The organism is Mesorhizobium sp. M2E.F.Ca.ET.209.01.1.1 (assembly GCF_004010375.2).
GTDB lineage: Bacteria > Pseudomonadota > Alphaproteobacteria > Rhizobiales > Rhizobiaceae > Mesorhizobium.
The window spans coordinates 1-342 of the sequence record NZ_SADP02000605.1 but is presented as its reverse complement, the minus strand read 5'-3'; the positions used below and the strand labels follow the sequence as shown (position 1 = coordinate 342).

The 342-nt window shown below is 61.4% G+C and carries 1 pseudogene; it reads right to left on the bottom strand.

The annotated features are described in order from the left end of the window. Positions 1–207, bottom strand: a pseudogene (locus EN852_RS37105) (diguanylate cyclase); the annotation flags it as partial. Positions 208–342: the final 135 nt, after the last annotated feature.

The window sequence follows — 342 nt, the reverse complement described above, 5'->3', positions numbered from 1 at the left end:
CAGCGTCCCGCCCTTTTTCGGCTCCTCGGCCAAAACCTGTGTCGGCGCGGCAAGGCCGATCATGCCATAGGCAAATGCCGTCGATGCCCCAAGCGCGCTGGCCAGCGCCAGGAATTCGCGCCTGTCGACACGGCCTGCTTGCGCCTCCGCGGCCATCGCTTCGATAGCCTGCGGCACACGATCGCCGTTGCTTTTGAAAATCGTCATGTCCATTCCTCCCTTGTTGTTCCCATCGGGTCTTTGCCCGCTCCCTCAACTAACGCTGTCGGGCAATTTTTCCTCGCGCCGCGCGATCAGATCCTTGAGACCATCGGCAATGCCCTCATCGAGTTTCGGCTCCTC